The organism is Pseudomonas beijingensis (assembly GCF_030687295.1).
GTDB lineage: Bacteria > Pseudomonadota > Gammaproteobacteria > Pseudomonadales > Pseudomonadaceae > Aquipseudomonas > Aquipseudomonas beijingensis.
Genome location: NZ_CP117425.1, coordinates 2,445,904 through 2,462,842, shown reverse-complemented (window position 1 = coordinate 2,462,842; position 16,939 = coordinate 2,445,904). Strand labels below are relative to the sequence as shown.

At 60.7% G+C, this 16,939-nt stretch carries 16 protein-coding genes and 1 pseudogene; 5 read left to right on the top strand and 12 right to left on the bottom strand.

Translation table 11 applies throughout. The features are described 5' to 3' along the window. Positions 1-53: 53 nt before the first annotated feature. From def to PSH84_RS11140, 3 genes are all read right to left on the bottom strand, one after another. Positions 54-593 (bottom strand): peptide deformylase, encoded by a 540-nt coding sequence (gene def, locus PSH84_RS11150; RefSeq protein WP_122566826.1) that lies wholly within the window; start codon positions 591-593, stop codon positions 54-56. Next, the gene (locus tag PSH84_RS11145) at positions 590-1,540 is read right to left on the bottom strand and encodes a YihY/virulence factor BrkB family protein (protein ID WP_122566827.1); all 951 of its coding nucleotides are present in this window, start codon (positions 1,538-1,540) and stop codon (positions 590-592) included. Before PSH84_RS11145 ends, def begins: the two co-directional genes overlap by 4 nt. Positions 1,541-1,715: 175 nt before the next feature. Next, positions 1,716-1,907: a CsbD family protein gene (locus tag PSH84_RS11140; protein WP_305482891.1), complete on the bottom strand. Its 192-nt coding sequence runs from the start codon at positions 1,905-1,907 to the stop codon at positions 1,716-1,718. A gap of 194 nt (positions 1,908-2,101) precedes the next feature. Here PSH84_RS11140 and PSH84_RS11135 point away from each other — a divergent pair, with 194 nt between their 5' ends. Then, a complete protein-coding gene (locus PSH84_RS11135) occupies positions 2,102-2,479 on the top strand; it encodes a hypothetical protein (protein WP_122566828.1) in 378 nt (125 codons plus the stop codon). Positions 2,480-2,708: 229 nt separating this feature from the next. Here the strand turns inward: PSH84_RS11135 and fadD1 are convergent. Further along, positions 2,709-4,402, bottom strand: a pseudogene (gene fadD1 / locus PSH84_RS11130) (long-chain-fatty-acid--CoA ligase FadD1). Positions 4,403-4,769: 367 nt separating this feature from the next. Continuing rightward, positions 4,770-6,458, bottom strand: coding sequence for a long-chain-fatty-acid--CoA ligase FadD2 (fadD2, locus tag PSH84_RS11125; protein ID WP_122566830.1), 1,689 nt, complete (start codon positions 6,456-6,458; stop codon positions 4,770-4,772). 215 nt (positions 6,459-6,673) lie between these two features. Here fadD2 and PSH84_RS11120 point away from each other — a divergent pair, with 215 nt between their 5' ends. Next, the gene (locus PSH84_RS11120) at positions 6,674-7,618 is read left to right on the top strand and encodes an alpha/beta hydrolase (RefSeq protein ID WP_305482890.1); all 945 of its coding nucleotides are present in this window, start codon (positions 6,674-6,676) and stop codon (positions 7,616-7,618) included. Positions 7,619-7,658: 40 nt separating this feature from the next. After that, positions 7,659-8,129, top strand: coding sequence for a MaoC family dehydratase (locus tag PSH84_RS11115; protein ID WP_014336929.1), 471 nt, complete (start codon positions 7,659-7,661; stop codon positions 8,127-8,129). Between the two features lie 129 nt (positions 8,130-8,258). On the opposite strand, the gene PSH84_RS11110 is transcribed toward PSH84_RS11115, so the two are convergent. The 4 genes from PSH84_RS11110 to PSH84_RS11095 form a co-directional block, all read right to left on the bottom strand. Further along, complete coding sequence (locus PSH84_RS11110) at positions 8,259-9,122, bottom strand: efflux RND transporter periplasmic adaptor subunit (RefSeq protein ID WP_305482889.1); 864 nt, start codon at positions 9,120-9,122, stop codon at positions 8,259-8,261. 9 nt (positions 9,123-9,131) lie between these two features. Next, a complete protein-coding gene (locus PSH84_RS11105; RefSeq protein ID WP_122566834.1) occupies positions 9,132-9,338 on the bottom strand; it encodes a DUF1656 domain-containing protein in 207 nt (68 codons plus the stop codon). Continuing rightward, a complete protein-coding gene (locus PSH84_RS11100) occupies positions 9,325-11,325 on the bottom strand; it encodes an FUSC family protein (RefSeq protein WP_305482887.1) in 2,001 nt (666 codons plus the stop codon). Before PSH84_RS11100 ends, PSH84_RS11105 begins: the two co-directional genes overlap by 14 nt. A 375-nt stretch (positions 11,326-11,700) precedes the next feature. Then, positions 11,701-12,168, bottom strand: coding sequence for a PA2169 family four-helix-bundle protein (locus PSH84_RS11095; protein ID WP_122566836.1), 468 nt, complete (start codon positions 12,166-12,168; stop codon positions 11,701-11,703). Between the two features lie 206 nt (positions 12,169-12,374). On the opposite strand from PSH84_RS11095, the gene PSH84_RS11090 reads away from it, so the two are divergent. Further along, positions 12,375-12,611 (top strand): DUF3820 family protein, encoded by a 237-nt coding sequence (locus PSH84_RS11090; protein ID WP_053119117.1) that lies wholly within the window; start codon positions 12,375-12,377, stop codon positions 12,609-12,611. 16 nt (positions 12,612-12,627) lie between these two features. After that, positions 12,628-13,815 (top strand): aminotransferase class V-fold PLP-dependent enzyme, encoded by a 1,188-nt coding sequence (locus PSH84_RS11085; RefSeq protein WP_305482885.1) that lies wholly within the window; start codon positions 12,628-12,630, stop codon positions 13,813-13,815. 237 nt (positions 13,816-14,052) lie between these two features. Here the strand turns inward: PSH84_RS11085 and PSH84_RS11080 are convergent, their stop codons facing one another. From PSH84_RS11080 to zwf, 3 genes are read right to left on the bottom strand one after another with little or no spacing between them, the layout of a single operon-like run. Continuing rightward, positions 14,053-14,718, bottom strand: coding sequence for a bifunctional 4-hydroxy-2-oxoglutarate aldolase/2-dehydro-3-deoxy-phosphogluconate aldolase (locus PSH84_RS11080; protein ID WP_122566839.1), 666 nt, complete (start codon positions 14,716-14,718; stop codon positions 14,053-14,055). Between the two features lie 17 nt (positions 14,719-14,735). Beyond that, entirely contained in the window at positions 14,736-15,449 is a 714-nt protein-coding gene (gene pgl / locus PSH84_RS11075) for a 6-phosphogluconolactonase (protein WP_122566840.1), read from the bottom strand. Next, entirely contained in the window at positions 15,436-16,905 is a 1,470-nt protein-coding gene (gene zwf, locus PSH84_RS11070) for a glucose-6-phosphate dehydrogenase (protein WP_092203908.1), read from the bottom strand. The genes pgl and zwf overlap by 14 nt, the downstream gene beginning before the upstream one ends. Between the last annotated feature and the right edge of the window lie 34 nt (positions 16,906-16,939).

The window sequence follows — 16,939 nt, the reverse complement described above, 5'->3', positions numbered from 1 at the left end:
GACCTGACGCCATCGCGAGCAAGCCCGCTCCCACAGGGTTTGGTGGTGGGGTGTCAATCGTCTGCAGTCGGATCTAGATCGGGAAACATCACCTCGGTAAACCCGAACTTACTGAAATCCGTGATGCGCGACGGGTACAAGCGCCCGATCAGGTGATCGCATTCATGCTGCACCACCCGCGCATGAAAGCCCGACGCATAACGCACGATCGGCTCGCCCTTGGGATCGAAGCCTTCGTAGCGGATGTGCTGGTAGCGCTCGACCGCACCGCGCAGGCCCGGCACCGACAGGCAACCTTCGAAGCCCTCTTCCATCTGCGGGCCCAGGGGGGTGATCAGCGGGTTGATCAGGATGGTCTGGGGCACAGCCTCGGCGTCGGGGTAACGCTCGCTGTGCTCGAAGCCGAAGATCACCAGTTGCAGGTCGACACCGATCTGCGGCGCCGCCAGACCGACACCGCCAACGCTTTCCATGGTCTGGAACATGTCGTCGATCAATTGCCACAACTCTGGGCTGTCGAACATTTCGACGGGCACCGGCGGGGCGATGCGCAGCAGGCGTTCATCGCCCATTTTCAGGATGTCACGGATCATGGTCGGGCTTCGTCAGGGTGGGTGAGAGGAATGGAATGGTCGCGGCCCAGGCCCGACACGTGCTGTTTTTCGTGCTCGCCCGGGCTCTTTTCGCCGGGGTCCTTGCCCTCGGTGGACATGTGCTCGATCACCGCATTCATCTCCGCGCCGAGCAACAGCACTGCCGCAGAAATATAGAAATACAGCAACAACACGATGATCGCGCCGATGCTGCCATACATGGCGTTGTAGTTGGCAAAGGTCTTGACGTAAAACGCGAAGCCCAGGGAGGCGATGATCCAGACCACCACCGCCAGCACCGACCCCGGCGTGATGAAGCGAAACTCCTGCTTGACGTCGGGCATCACGTAATAGATCAGCGCCACGGCGACCATCAGCAAGATCACGATCACCGGCCAGCGCACGATCGTCCAGAGCGTGACGATGAACTCTTCCAAGCCGACCTGGGCCGCAATCCAGCCCATCACCTGCGGCCCGAGCACCATCAGCGCCGCGGCGGCCAGCAGCATGCCGGCGATGCCGACGGTGTAGAAGATCGACAGCGGAAAGCGCTTCCAGGCCGGACGACCTTCCACGACGTCGTAGGCGGCGTTCATCGCGCTCATCATCAGCCGCACGCCCGCCGAAGCGGTCCACAAGGCAATGACGATACCTACCGACAACAAGCCGCCCTTGGATTGCTGGAGTTGGTCGATCACCGGGTTGACCTGCTCCAGGGCCTGGGGCGGCAGCACCAGTTCCGATTGCAGGCGCAGCCACGAGAAGAAGTCCGGCAGGTGCAGGAAGCCGATCAACGCGATCAGAAAGAGAATGAACGGAAACAGCGAAAACAGCATCTGGTAGGCCAATGCCGAGGCGTAGGTCGACATCTCGTCGTCGAGAAACTCGGTCACGGTGCGCATCATCACACGATGCAAGGGCAAGCCTTTCAAGGCCGGGAACATCATGTGCGTCTCCTTTCGCCGCAAAAAAGGAAGGTCGCCTGGCGACTCACGGGGTTGCTATCCAAGACAAAAGTAACCTGTTTGGCGACTTTGGAACAATTTCCCCCGTGCAAGTTCGAGCCGACATGAAAACGGCCACCCACGGATGGCCGTTCCAATCGCTTTTTCAACAGGCCGGTTATGCCTCGTCAACGCCTTTCCTGACTGCATCCTTGGCCTTGCCCACGGTTTGCTGGGCCTCACCTTTTTTCTCCTGTACCACGCCCTCGGCGCGCATGCGGTCATTGTCGGTGGCCTTGCCAACGCCTTGCTTGATGTTGCCGACGGCTTCGTTGGCAACGCCCTTCACTTTATCGCTCGTGCTACCCATGACGTCTCTCCTGTGAACAACTGTACGAAAAGTCATTACATAAGGGTTGACCGAGGCTATTTGCGGGGAGTTTCATTTTTCAGCAGCGCATTTCATCGTCAGATGCAGGTTGCGCTTTATGTTTGCCGATCCACCCCCGAGAATGCCCCACGTATTCAGGCTGCGGCCTGAAGCTCCAATCTCGTAGGAACGTTATGAAACTCGATAAAAAGCAGGCCATCGCCCGCAGAAACCAGGAACTGGGCGGCGCCGTACTGGGCGTCAACAACTGCCACTTCAGCGAATTGAACCGCAACCGCAATATCTTCTGGTTCGATATTCCGGTGGCGCGCCTGGCCATCGGTCAGTACGAATGGATCCACCTGCTGCTGCACACGCCGACCACCGATGAGCTGCTGCACCTGAAGGTGCCGACCGTGTTCCTGCGGGAAAAAATGGAAGGCCTGGAAGTGCGCAACCAGGGCAAACGCAAGGCAGCCCTGAGCCTGGAATTGAGCGCTGACAAGGACTCCTATCTTCAGGACATGCGCCCGGGTGGCACCAATCTGGATTTTGCGCAGTTCAGGTTGTAACCCGACTCCCGAGGACAAAAGCGCTCTCTGTGGCGAGGGGATTTATCCCCGCTGGGTTGCGCAGCAACCCCCTGCATCCTGTCTGACACATCGCTGTGGCTGATGAGTCTTGGGGTTGCTACGCAACCCAGCGGGGATAAATCCCCTCGCCACACAAACTACCTCGCCACAAAGATTTTTCGCGCAATAAAAAACCCCGCATCGACGGGGCTTTTTATTGGCTGCGATCTTACTTCTTCACACCCAGCTTCCTGAGTTCTTCATCCCGCAATTCGCGCCGCAAAATCTTGCCGACGTTGGTGGTCGGCAAGGCATCGCGGAATTCTACGGCCTTGGGCACCTTGTAGCCGGTGACGTTGGCACGCATGTGTTCCATCACCTGTTCCTTGGTCAAGGTGACACCCGGCCGCGCGACGATGAAGATCTTGATCGCCTCGCCAGACTTCTCGTCCGGTATGCCGATGGCCGCGCATTGCAGCACGCCCGGCAGGGTAGCCAGCACATCTTCCAGCTCGTTGGGGTACACGTTGAAACCGGAGATCAGGATCATGTCCTTCTTGCGATCGACGATGCGCATGTAACCGTCCGGCTGGATCAGCGCGATGTCACCGGTCTTGAGCCAACCTTCGCTGTCGAGGATCTCGTCGGTGGCTTCCTGGCGCTGCCAGTAGCCCTTCATCACCTGCGGACCTTTCACGCACAACTCGCCGATTTCGCCCAAGGGCTGTTCGACGCCCGCATCATTGATCACCTTGCACAGCGTCGACGGCACTGGAATGCCGATGGTACCGACCTGGATTTTCTGGATCGGGTTGACGGTGGCCACCGGGCTGGTTTCGGTCATGCCATAACCTTCGCAGATCGGGCAGCCGGTCACCGCTTTCCAACGCTCGGCCGCGGCCAGTTGCAGGGCCATGCCGCCAGACAGGGTGACTTTCAGCGCCGAGAAGTCCAGCTTGCGGAAGGCTTCGTTGTTGCACAGGGCCACGAACAGCGTATTGAGGCCGACGAAACCGCTGAACTTCCACTTCGACAGTTCCTTGACCATCGCCGAAAGATCGCGCGGGTTGCTGATCAGGATGTTGTGGTTGCCGATCAACATCATCGCCATGCAATGAAAGGTGAAGGCATAGATGTGGTACAGCGGCAGCGGCGTGATCAGCACCTCACACAACCCTCATTGAGGTTGGAGCCCATCAGCGCCTTGCACTGCAGCATGTTCGCCACCAGGTTGCGGTGGCTGAGCATCGCGCCCTTGGCCACGCCGGTGGTGCCGCCGGTGTATTGCAGCACGGCCACATCGTCGCTGGTGGGGTTGGCTTCGTTCACTGGCTGGCCGTGGCCTTTGCTCAGCACGTCGTTGAACTTGACGGCCTTGGGCAAGTGATAGGCCGGCACCATCTTCTTGACGTACTTGATCACGCTGTTGATCAACAGGCGCTTGAGCGGTGGCAGCAGGTCGGCGACTTCGGTGACGATGACATGCTTGACGCCCGTCTTCGGCACCACGGTTTCGGCCAGATGCGCCATGTTCGCCAGGCACACCAGCGCCTTGGCGCCGGAGTCGTTGAACTGGTGCTCCATTTCCCGCGCGGTGTACAACGGGTTGGTGTTGACCACGATCAGCCCGGCACGGATCGCACCGAACACGGCCACCGGGTACTGGAGAACGTTGGGCAACTGCACGGCGATTCGATCGCCCGGATGCAAATCGGTATGCTGTTGCAGGTACGCGGCAAACGCTCCGGACAACTCGTAGAGCTCACCGTAGGTGATCGTCTTGCCGAGGTTGCTGAACGCCGGCTTGTTGGCAAAGCGTTGGCAGGACTGCTTCAACACCGCCTGAATATTCGGATACTCGTCTGGATTGATGTCGGCAGCAATCCCAGCTGGGTACTTATCCTTCCAAAAGTCTTCGATCATGGAAGCCCACTCCTCAGCAACGCGAATTCTCACCGCATTTGATGCGATTATTATTGGTGTGTGTTTATTGGTGAATCTGGCTTGAATCAAGGCCGAGAAGTCACAAAAGCGCGCCGAGAGTAGCAGCTTTGCCGAGGGTCGCCTAGAGCCAAAAACAACCCCCACAGTCATAAACATGACTCATGAATATTCAATGGTCATTTTTAGAGTAAAAATTCAAAATCCCACTGAAACGCTCTGAATACACAAGAAACTGTGGGAGCGAGCTTGCTCGCGATGGCGGTGTATCAGCCAACATCTCTGTGACTGACCTACCGCTATCGCGAGCAAGCTCGCTCCCACAGGGTTTCTAGGGTCTTCTCTAACCTCAGGCGATCTCCCGCAGCTCCCGCCGCAGGATCTTGCCCACCGGTGTCATCGGCAACGAGTCCCGCAGCACGATGTGCTTGGGAATCTTGTAGCCGGTGAAGTTCTCCTTGCAGTAGGCCTTGAGTTCTTCAAGGCTGACCCCGCTTTCCCGGGCCACCACGAACAACTTCACCGCCTCTCCTGAACGCTCGTCCGGCACGCCGATCACCGCGCAGTTGGCCACCTTGGGATGGGCCATCACCACGTCTTCGATCTCGTTGGGGTACACATTGAAACCCGAGACGATGATCATGTCCTTCTTGCGGTCGACGATGCGCACGAACCCATCCGGGTCGATCACCGCAATATCACCGGACTTGAACCAGCCCTCGCTGTCCAGCACTTCAGCCGTGGCCTCAGGCTTGTTCCAGTAGCCTTTCATGATCTGCGGGCCCTTGATGCACAGCTCGCCGCGCTCGCCCAAGGGCTGCTCGACGCCCTCGTCGTCGATCACTTTCATCAGCGTGCCCGGCACCGGCATCCCCACCGTGCCCAGCCGGGATTTGCCGCCATAAGGATTGGCGCTCGCCACCGGCGAGGTTTCGGTCAGGCCATACCCCTCGGTAATGCCGCAACCGGTGATCTGCTCCCAGCGTTCAGCCGTGGCCTTGATCAACGCGGTGCCGCCGGAATTGGTGACCTTGAGGTGGGAAAAATCCAGGGTCTTGAAATCCGGGTGGTCCATCAACGCCACGAACAGCGTGTTGAGCCCCAGCAGCAACGAGAAACGCCAGTTCTTCAGTTCCTTGATGAAGCCGCCGATGTCCCGCGGATTGGTGATCAGCACGTTGTGGTTGCCGGTCACCATCATGCACATGCAGTTCGCCGTGAATGCATAGATATGGTACAGCGGCAGTGGCGCGATCATGACCTCCTGGCCTTCGCGCAGCAATGGATGGCCGTCATCGCCGAGCTGCCCCAGGCAGGCTCGGGCCTGTTGCATGTTGGCCACCAGGTTGCCGTGGGTCAGCATCGCGCCCTTCGCCAGCCCGGTGGTGCCGCCGGTGTATTGCAACACGGCAATGTCGTCAAGGCTGACTTTCAGTGGCTTGATGCCCTGGCCACGTCCCAGGCGCAAGGCGCTTTTGAAGGAAATGGCCTGGGGCAGCGAATAGGCCGGGACCATTTTCTTGACCTTGCTCACCATTGTGTTGACCAGCCAACCCTTGGCGGTGGGCATCAGGTCACCCATCTTCGCTTCGATCAAATACTGCAGGTCCGTATCGGGCAACACCTCCTGGACTTTCTGCCCGAACATGTTCAGGTACACCAGCGCCCGGGCACCGGAGTCCTTGAACTGATGGCGCATTTCCCGCGCGGTGTACAACGGGTTGGTGTTGACCACGACCAGCCCGGCGCGCAAGGCACCGAACACGGCGATCGGGTACTGCAGGACGTTGGGCATCTGCACCGCGATACGATCACCCGGCGCCAAGTCGGTATGGGTTTGCAGGTAACCGGCGAAGGCTGCGCTGTAGCGCTCGAGTTCGGCATAGGTGAGGGTCACTCCCATGTTGCTGAACGCCGGGCGGTCGGCGAATTTCTTGCAGGAACGCTCGAACACCTCGATCACCGACTTGTAGGCCCCGAGGTCGACATCCAGGGGCACGCCGGCCGGGCGTTTGTCATTCCAGAAATCAGGCTGCATTGTTTTTGTCCTCTTTACCTGAGCATATCCGGGCCGCGTCTGTATCGCTTGCAGAGGCGGAGCTCCTGGGACACTAGCAGCTATGGCCAATCAGGCAAATATGGCAACCTGCGTCATAGATTGTGTGAATCTTCCTGCCTTGGCTCAGGCGAGACGCAACGGATGCGCTATACAATGCAGCGACGCTGCACATGCCCCTGTGTAAAGGAATCGCCATGATCCACCAAACGTTCTGGCTGACCGCGACCGACCACAGCCGCCTGTTCATCAACCAATGGCTGCCCGACACCGCCCCGTTGGCGGTGGTCATGCTGGCCCACGGCATGGCCGAACACAGCGGCCGCTACGCGCGCCTGGCCCAGGCGCTGTGCGACGAAGGCTACGGTGTCTACGCGCTGGACCTGCGCGGCCATGGCAAGACCGGCGAGGAGGCGATTCTCGGCCACTTCGCCGACGAGGATGGCTGGGCCAAGGTCGTGGGCGACCTGGCCAGCCTCAATCACCACATCGTCCACCAACATCCTGATACACCCATTCTGCTGCTGGGCCACAGCATGGGCAGCTACATCGCCCAAGGTTACCTGCTGCATCACAGCGCCAGCCTGCACGGGGCGATACTCAGCGGTTCGAACTTTCAGCCGCTGACGCTCTACCGCAGCGCTCGCCTGATCGCCCGCTTCGAACGTCGGCGCCAGGGTGCGACGGGGCGCAGTGCCTTGATCGAGTGGCTGTCGTTCGGCAGTTTCAACAAGAAATTCAAACCCACGCGTACCCCTTTCGACTGGCTCAGTCGCGATCCGGCCGAAGTCGACAAATATGTCCACGACCCGCTGTGCGGCTTTCGCTGCACCAATCAACTGTGGGTCGACCTGCTCGGCGGCTTGCAGCAAATCAGCAAAGCGTCCAATCTCGCCCAGATCGATCCGGGCCTGCCCTTGCTGGTGATCGGCGGCGAATGTGATCCGGTGAGCGAAGGCAAGCGTCTGAAGGATCTGGCCGACGCCCTGCGCGACGCCGGCAGCCAACACCTGCAATTGACGATCTACCCGCAGGCCCGGCACGAATTGTTCAATGAAACCAACCGCGATGAAGTGACCGCCGACATGTTGGCCTGGATTGCCCAGGCCTTGAACCACAAGCGGCCGCCACGCAGCGAGTAGGCTTGCAGCGTTTTCCTTTACTCCACAGGATCTGAAACAGATGACCCAGGTTACCAACACCCCTTACGAAGCCCTCGAAATCGGCCAGACCGCCAGCTACAGCAAGACCGTCGAGGAACGCGACATCCAGCTGTTCGCGGCGATGTCGGGCGATCACAACCCGGTGCACCTGGACGCCGAATTCGCTGCGGCAAGCATGTTCAAGGAGCGCATCGCCCACGGCATGTTCAGCGGGGCGCTGATCAGCGCGGCGGTGGCGTGCGAGTTGCCTGGGCCGGGCACCATCTATATCGGCCAGCAGATGAGCTTCCAGAAGCCGGTGAAAATCGGCGACACCTTGACCGTACGCCTGGAAATCCTGGAAAAACTGCCGAAGTTTCGCGTGCGTATTGCTACGCGGGTGTTCAACCAACGCGACGAACTGGTGGTGGACGGCGAAGCCGAGATCCTCGCCCCGCGCAAGCAGCAGACCGTGACGTTGCCGACGCTGCCGGCGATCACTGTCGGTTGATTACCACCCTCTAAAGCGAATGACCTGTGGCGAGCCACTGTGTGGGAGCAAAGCTTGCTCGCGATGCAGGCGCCTCGGTTCCCTGAGAGACCGAGTCATCTTCATCGCGGGCAAGCCTTGCTCCCACATTTATGGTTGGTCTTCACGCACCTGCACACTCGCCGTCATCCCGGCGCTCAGGTTTACCCCCTCCGGCACCTTGTCCAACTTGATCCGCACCGGGATCCGCTGGGCCAGGCGCACCCAGTTGAAGGTCGGCTCCACCTCCGCCAGCAACTGCGCATCGGGGTTGGTGTTGCGGTCGGTAATGCCGCGGCTGATGCTTTCCACGTGCCCCTCCAGGGCATGGCCGGCGCTCATCAGCCAGACCTTGACCGGATCGCCCACACGAATCCTGGGCAATTTGGTTTCTTCGAAATAGGCCTGCACATAGAAGGTCGAGTCGTCGATCAGCGCCATCACCGGCTGCCCGGCATTCACGTAGTTGCCTTCGGCCAGGCGCAGGTTGGTGATGTGGCCGCTGCGCGGGGCCAGGACCTGGCTGCGGGCCAGGTTGAGCTCGGCGACCTTGGCCTCGGCCTGGGCTTCGCGCAGTTCGCCGCGGGCGATGCCGGCGTTGATCTGGGCGTTTTCCCGCAGTTCGGCACTGATGGCCTGGGGCCCCAGGGCGGCGCGGCGACTGGCTTCGTGTTCGCGCAGGCTCAGTTGCTGCTGGCGTGTCTGGACCACGGCCCGGGCCTTCTCCACCGCCGCCTCGAAACGCTCGCGGTCGATACTCAGCAATAGATCACCGGCCTTGACCTGCTGGTTATCCACCGCCTTGAGCTCGCGCACCCAGCCCGACACATCGGGGGCGATCACCACCACGTCGGCGCGGATCCGCGCATCACGGGTCCAGGGCGTGAGCATGTAGTACTGCCACAGGTGAAAGCCGGCGAAGATCGCCACAGCCACCATGCACAGCGTGACGGCGACACGTACGGAAGTACGCATGTTCAACTCCTATAGCGGCCCGAGGGCCACGGTAATAACAGTCAGGACACAGACATACAGGGCGCAGTCGAACAAGGCTTCATGCCAGATCCAGCGCCCGGCCGGCACCAGGCTGAGCAACAGGCGCAGCGCGCCGGTCACCAGCAATGCCAGCACCACATAAATCAGGAACGGGCTGAGCAACACCCCGCCAATCGACCACTCACGCAAGCCCATGGCTGTGCTCCCGTCGTTCAGGTTCGTGCTGGCGGCACCAGGCGCGCCAGCTGTTTTGCAATTGCACCACCGCGCCCTGGGCCAGCTTCAGTGCATCGCCGGGCGGCTGGGTCGACAACAGGTTCAGGAACTCGGCGCTCGCCGGGGCCAGCGCATCGGCCTGGTCGCCGGCAGGACCGCGTTCGAGCACCTGCTCCAGCGCTTCGAAATAACGTCGCTGCGCCCGGGTATCGGGCACTTGGGCGACGGCCAGGCTCAGGCGCAAATGCAACAGCTCATCGCCAATGTCCAGGCCCAGCAAGCCATCATCCCAACGGCTACGCGCCTGCACCGGCAGTTCAGGGTAATGCCTGGCCAACTGCAACAGCCGGTCGGCCATGCGCCCGCCGAACCAGCTCTCGGCACCCTGCAGGCGGCGATGGGTCAGACGCACCAGGTCGTGAAGGGTCGCGGCCAGCAGGCGGCGGCTGTGCCAGGCCGGGTTGCGCAAAATCAGCAGATTGAAGGCCAGCACCGCCGCGCCCACGCCAATCATCATGGCCTGGGCGTTGTTGAAGAACGCCGCGACGTCGTACTTCATGGTGTTGAGTGGCGATATCAGCACCACGAAATGCAGGCAGAACGACGTCGCCGTGGCGAAGATCTGCGGCTTGGCCATGCCCAATGCCCCGAAAAACAACGGCACCCCCATGGCCAGGCACAGCATCGCGAAACTGCTCCATTGCGGTAGCACGAGCTCGCCGATCACGAACGCCGTCGGCACGGCCAAAAAGATGCCCCGCAGAAAACTCATGCCGATCTGCGCGCCGTTTTCACGACTGGCAAACAAGCTGCACACCACGCACGTCAGTAGCATCGCGCCCGATGCGGCGGGCCAGGCGGTTGCCAGCCAGAAACAAGCAACTACCAGGAACGCCAGGGCACTGCGTGCGCCGAAGACTATCGCCAGGGACAGATCACGATGAGGCGCCAGGGTTCGCGGTGGATCCGCTGCCTCCCTGCCCTCCTGTACCGCCGTCAAGGCTGCGCAGGCGGCCAGGGCGGTATCGAGCAACAGAGCGAAACGCGCCAGGCAATAACTTTGCGCCGCGCTGAACTGCGGGTCGTGGGACGCATCCCATACCCGGGGACGCAAGGCTTGCAGGGTCGCACTGTCGGCGTCGAGGGCTTGTTGCACCTCGTTCATCCACGGCTGGAGGGCCTGAGCCTCTTCAGGGTCGAGCTGTTTCCACTGCCGACGCACCGAGCGCGAAAGACGCAGCAACATCAGCAATTTCTGGCTCAAGCCGCTGATGGCCCGGGCCCGCTGTCGACCACGGCTGCCTTCGAACCAGGCATGTTCGCGCTGGGCATCCACCGCGACAATCCTGCCCAGGATTTCCAGCAACCCTTTACGGGCCTGGGCATCGCCCGCCAGGGTCGCACGGGCAGCCTGCATGCCGCTTTGCCAGGCAGCCAGGGCCTGCCCGGCCAATTGCCGCTCGACCCGCAACGGCCAAAGCAAGGCACTGGCTGCCGTGGCGCAGACGATGCCCAGGCTGATCTCGGTGCAGCGTGCCACCGCTTGATCAAACACCCCCAGCGGATGGGAAAGGGCCGGCAGGGCAATGATCGCCACCGTGTAGCCGGCCAACACGAATGAATACGACCAGGCACTGCGCAACAGCGTCGAACAGGCCGTGCACAGGCCCAGCCAGAGCGCCAGGGCCAGCAGGAACAACCAGGGCGCCTGGGCAAACAGGCCCATGAACACCACCGACATGACGGTGCCCACCAACGTGCCGACCAATCGCGCCAACCCCTTCTGCACCACCATCCCGGACAGTGGCTGGGCGACGATGATCGCCGTCATCAACGCCCATGACGGCTGCTCCAACCCCCAGCGCAACGCCAGCCACAACGCCAGCCCGGCGCCAAGCACGGTCTTGATGGCGAACTGCAGAGCGAGGCGATCAGGGGCGAACAAGGCCTGGAAGGTAATGGGCACGCGAAAAACTCTTTGGGGGATGCCAGTAACAATAGATGCAATGCGGGGGGATAGGCGATGCAATTATTAGCTAGCTACCTATTAGAGTCCAGAGGTGATTATTGATGGATTTAACAAACACTGTTTCTGTCTGGCGCTGAGTTGAAATGCCTCGACCCGACCTTGTGGCGAGGGGATCTATCCCCGCTGGGCTGCACAGCAGCCCCAGTCCCATCTGTATTACTGCGTCGTGTCAGCCCGGATATAGGGGGTTGCTTCGCAATCCAGCGGGGATAAATCCCCTCGCCACAACAGTGCTCACCTTAAATTTGAGTCGCCCCCACAAAAAACGCCAGGCAAGCTGGCGTTTTTTTCGGCGGTGTTGGCTGCGTCTTTTTAACTCTGGGCACGTGCCTGGTTACGCAGCGCCTTGACCTGGTCATGGTTGCGTTGCACACCGTGGTACTGGCGCTCAACCAGGTCACGAATGCCGACCAGATTATGCTTGCTGATTTTTTCCAGCGCTTCCTTATAGGCCTTGAGCGCATGGTCTTCACCGCGCTCGGCTTCGTTGAGCACCGCTTCTTCGTCCTTACCGGTGAACATGGCTTTCACGTCCACCCAGCGACGGTGCATGTCACCGGCGACGCTGGTGGAAGTTTCCGGATCACCACCGAGGGCGCGAACCGCAGCTTGCAGTTCAGCCGCAGCGGCTGCGCAATCGGCGGCACGCTGGACGAACAGCGACTTGAGTTCCGGATGCTTGATGTCTTCAGCGCAGGTCTTGAACCCTTCCTGGCCATCCTTGCTGGTCTCGATCAGGTCGTTCAAGACGGAGATGGATTCTTTGTTGATGTCAGTCATTTTTCAGTTCCTTTGCGGGTGAATAGAAAACCTGCAAGGGATATTGCATCGGCCATGCCAGCCATCAACTCCAATAAAATTATTTAAAAATCAATTGCTTAACAAACCCACTGAAATCTGTATCCGCGCTATTTGCATGATCTGTCATTTGGCCTGCATGCAGAATGCCTGTATTTTCGAGACAGGTTTGAATCAAGACGATTGCCATGAATCCGGAAAAGCTCGAATTGCTCGTCACGCGTCAAATGCCCTTCGGTAAATACAAGGGCCGAATCCTCGCCGACCTGCCGGGTCAATACCTGAACTGGTTCGCCCGTGAGGGCTTTCCCAAGGGTGAACTGGGCGGTTTGCTGGCGTTGATGCAGGAAATCGACCACAACGGTTTGTCCGACCTGCTGGACCCGCTGCGCGCCAAACATGGCCTGCCCAAACCTCGCCATTGACTGACTGAGACCCGCCATGCCCGAAAACACGCTGCGTGCCCACGACGAAGCTTTCTGGAAAACCTTTGTCGACCGCTACGACATCGATCCCGCCGGGCCACTCAATCTGGAAAACGGCTACTTCGGACGCATGTCCCGCACCGTGGTGGAGGAATACCAGCGCAACATCGAATTCATCAACCGCGGCAACTCCGTGTACGTGCGCCAGCAGTTCGACCAGGAACACGGCGAAGCCATTCGGCGACAGGTGGCCCAACTGATCCACGCCTCACCCCAGGGCGTGACGTTGGCCAACAGCGCGGTGGATGCCCTGCAAACCTTGATTCGCAACTACAACGGCCTCAAGCCGGGCGATCAAGTGCTGATCTGTGACGTAGAATATGCCTCGGTCAAAAGCGCGATGCGCTGGCTGGCCCGCCGGCGTGGCGTGGAAGTGATCGAAATCGTCCACCAGCACCCCGCCAGTTTCGAAAGCCTGGTGGGCACTTATCGCGAAGCGTTCATTCGCTACCCTCGTCTCAAGCTGATGGCGCTGACCTACGTCAACCACCTCACCGGGCTGGTGATGCCGGTCCAGGCCATTGCCGAGAACGCCCGGGAGTTTGCCGTCGATATCATCCTCGACGGTGCCCACGCCCTGGGCCAGATCGATTTCGACCTGAAGAAATTCGGGATCGAATTTGCCGGGTTCAACCTGCAGAAGTGGATCGGTGGCCCCCTCTCCCAGGGCTTCCTGTACATCGCCCCGCAGCGGTTGGCCGACATCGACCCGGACATGGACGAAGACAGCTACCCCGCCACCGACGTCCGCTCGCGCACGCCCCATAGCACGCCGAACATCCCGGCCTTGCTCACCCTGCCCCTGGTCTTCGAAGAACACCGCAGCCTGGGCGGCGCCTTGGCCAAAGGCGCGCGCCTGTGTTACCTGCGCGACCTGTGGGTGAAGGCCGTGCGCGATGTGCCGGGCATCGAAGTGATGACCCCGGATGACCGGCGTCTCTATTGCGGCATCACGGCGATGCGCTTCACCGCTCACGCCGATCAACAGGCGATGGCCGATCGACTGCTCACTGAGCATGGAATCTTCACGGTGGTGCGCCATACCAGCGTCGGGCCGTGCATCCGCATTACCCCTGGGTTGATTACCTTGGCGAGTGATATCGAGCGGTTGACCCAGGCGCTGCTTGAACTGAGCCGTACCTAGTCCCTTGTGGCGAGGGAGCTTGCTCCCGCTGGGCTGCGCAGCAGCCCCAAAAGGCACAATGAGATTGACCTGGCGGACCGAGGTGACAGGTTTCAGGACTGCTTCGCAGCCCAGCGGGAGCAAGCTCCCTCGCCACAGGAAATCTGTACCGGCGTAAAAGTCCAGGCAAAAAAAAACGGTGCGCCGACCAAGCGCACCGTAAAACCGTAGAACACCCAACGAGGTTCGGTAAAACAATCAGTCCAGCAGCGCCAAGGCCTCGGCGGTGCATTCCTGAATGCGGGCCCAGTCGCCGTTCTTGATCCACTCCGGATCAAGCATCCAGCTTCCGCCCACGCACATCACGTTTTTCAACGCCATGTAGCTCTTGATGTTGGCTGGGCTCACGCCGCCGGTCGGGCAGAATTTCACTTCGCCGAACGGGCCGCCCAAGGCCTTGATGGCCGCGACACCGCCGCTGACTTCGGCCGGGAACAGTTTGAAGCGGCGATAGCCCAGGCCGTAGCCTTCCATGATGCCCGAGGCGTTGCTGATGCCTGGCAGCAACGGGATAGAGCTATAGACGCTGGCTTCGAGCAGGTCGCGGGTGATGCCCGGGGTGACGATGAACTGCGAACCGGCTGCCTCGGCGGCGTCCAGCATGTGGCGGTCGAGCACCGTGCCGGCGCCGGTCACCAATTCCGGACGCTGCTCGCGCAGAATCTGGATGGCCTTGAGACCGTACTGGGAACGCAACGTCACTTCCAGCGCCGTCAGGCCACCGGCGGCCAGGGCATCGGCCAGCGGCAGGATGTCCTGTTCGCGGGCGATGGTGATCACCGGCAGGATCCGCGCCTTGGCGCAGAGGCTGTCGATCAGGGCAACTTTGTCCGCCATGGAAACGGTCGGGGATGGGTTTGTCATAGCGGCTGATCCTTGGTTCATGGGCACCAGTAAATCTCTAACGTAGGTTGCAAAAACGCGCGGATCGGCATTTCGGCGACATCGTCACCCGCCACCGCGGCGTTCAGGGTGGTCAATTTCGACTGACCGGAAATCGACAGCACTTTGTGTTGCGCCGAGGCCAGCAAGGCGCGACTCATGGTCAAGCGCTGGTGCGGCACGGTCGGCGCCAGCATCGGCCAGCAACGACGAGTGCCGTTGGCGTCCAGGGCTTGGGCCAGGTTCGGACTGTCCGGGAACAGCGAGGCGGTGTGCCCGTCATCGCCCATGCCCAATACCAGTACGTCGATGGGCGGCAGTTCGGCCAGTAAGCGATCGGCCTGCTCGGCAGCCGCTTCCAGGTGCGCGCTGGCGCTGTAGAGGCTCAGGAACTGGGCCTTGGCCGCGGCGCCCTGCAACAGGTAACGCTTGAGCAAACCGGCGTTGCTGTCGGCGTGTTCAACCGGTACCCAGCGCTCGTCGGCCAGGCTGACCACCACCTTGGACCAGTCCAGCGCCTGCTTGGCCAGGTGCTGGAAAAACGCCACCGGGCTGCGGCCACCGGAGACCACCAGGGTCGCCGTGCCGCGCGCATCGATCGCCTTGCGCAACTGCTCGGCCACGTTCAGCGCCAGGCCTTCGGCCAGCAGCACCGGGTTCTTGAATTCGTGGGCGCTGACGCCCTGCGGCAGTTTCACTTCAGATATCGCCATACCATGACCTCCCATCCCGCGTGATCAGTGCAATGGAGCTCATCGGCCCCCAGGACCCCGCCGCATACGGCTTGGGCGCATCGCCGGACTTTTTCCACCCGGCGATCAACTGGTCACACCACGTCCACGCGGCTTCAATTTCATCTTTACGGACAAACAGGTTCTGATTGCCGTTCATGACTTCCAGCAACAACCGCTCGTAGGCATCGGGAATCCGTGCGCTGCGATAGGTGTCGGAGAAGTTGAGTTGCAGCGGACCGCTGCGCAATTGCATGCCCTTGTCCAGGCCCTGCTCCTTGGTCATCACTCGCAGGGAAATCCCTTCGTCCGGTTGCAGGCGGATGATCAGCTTGTTGCTGATCTGCAAACGCTGCTCGGGCGCGAAGATGTAGTGGGACGGTTCCTTGAAGTGGATGACGATCTGCGACAGCTTCTGCGGCATGCGTTTGCCGGTACGCAGGTAAAACGGCACCCCGGCCCAACGCCAGTTGCGGATGTCAGCGCGCAGGGCGACGAACGTCTCGGTGTCGCTCTGGGTGTTGGAATTGGGTTCTTCGAGGTAGCCAGGCACCGACTTGCCCTCGCTGTGGCCGGCGATGTACTGGCCACGCACCACCTGCGTGGTCAAGCCTTCCGGGCTGATCGGCGCGAGGGCCTTGAGCACCTTGACCTTCTCGTCGCGGATACTGTCGGCGGACAAGTCGGCCGGAGGGTCCATGGCGATCAGGCACAGCAGCTGCAGCAGGTGGTTCTGGATCATGTCCCGCAGTTGGCCGGCCTTGTCGAAATAGCCCCAGCGGCCTTCGATACCGACTTTCTCGGCCACGGTGATTTCCACGTGGGAAATGTAGTTCTGGTTCCACTGGGTTTCGAACAGGCTGTTGGCGAACCGCAGCGCAATCAGGTTCTGGACCGTCTCTTTGCCCAGGTAATGGTCGATGCGATAGGTGCGGTTTTCCGGGAAGAACTGCGCCACGGCATCGTTGACCTTGCGCGACGACTCCAGGTCCGAGCCAATGGGCTTCTCCAGCACCACCCGGGTATTCTCGCTCAAGCCGACCTTCGCCAGGTTCTCGCAGATCGCCCCATACACCGCCGCCGGGGTGGCGAAATAGGCAATGACCTGCTGGGCCGAACCGGCCGCTTCGGCCAGGGCGACATAATCGTCGGCCTTGAGGAAATCCACGTGCAGGTAGGTCAAACGGGCCAGGAAACGCTCGAGTACGGCTTCGTCCAGGTCTTTTTCGCCGACATAACGGCGCAGCTCGGCGGCGATGAATGCCAGGTGCTGCTGCTCGCCGCCGGGCTCACGGGCCAACGCGATGATCCGCGTGTCCTCGTGCAGCAATTGGGCGCCATCGAGCTGATACAGGGCAGGAAAGAGCTTGCGCAAGGCCAGATCGCCCAACGCGCCGAACAAGGCAAAGGTGCACGGTTCAACCGTAATCGAAGGCATGATGTTTGTTCTTTTATCAAGTTAAACTACAAAT